This is a genomic window from Psychrobacter sp. 1Y4, assembly GCF_051847555.1.
On record NZ_JBPYDE010000787.1, the window covers coordinates 1 to 616 of the forward strand.

The following is a 616-nucleotide window of genomic DNA, read 5'->3' on the forward strand; positions in this document are numbered from 1 at the left end:
CCATTGCGTGATACGAGCTTTGTCTATACTCGCCGCGAACCACTTGGCGTAGTCGCTGGTATTGGTGCATGGAACTATCCTATTCAGATCGCCATGTGGAAAGCAGCACCTGCACTAGCTGCTGGTAATGCGATGATCTTTAAGCCATCAGAAGTCACGCCATTGACTGCTTTGAAATTGGCAGAAATCTTGACAGAAGCGGGACTACCAGATGGTGTGTTCAATGTCGTGCAAGGCAACTACGAAGTAGGTCAAGCGCTGACCAATCATCCAGATATCGCCAAAGTATCATTCACTGGTGGCGTACCGACGGGTAAAAAAGTCATGTCGAGCGCGGCAAGCTCGTCTTTAAAAGATGTGACCTTAGAGCTTGGTGGCAAATCACCATTGATCATATTTGATGATGCCGATATCGATACCGCGGCTGACATCGCGATGATGGCGAATTTTTATAGTACGGGTCAGGTATGTACCAACGGCACGCGAGTGTTTGTCCCTAAAGTAATGCAAGAAAAGTTTGAGCAAGCCATCTTAACGCGTGTTGAGCGTATTAAGCTGGGTGATCCGCTGGATGAGAACATCAACATGGGTCCATTGGTCAGCTTCCCACATATGG

Annotated in this window: 1 protein-coding gene; it reads left to right on the forward strand. The window is 48.1% G+C overall.

Annotation, left to right across the window (positions count from 1 at the left end; translation table 11 throughout):
- The coding region (locus ACS8FC_RS18885; protein WP_439297918.1) for an aldehyde dehydrogenase family protein at nucleotides 1-616 on the forward strand (616 nt) is incomplete at both ends.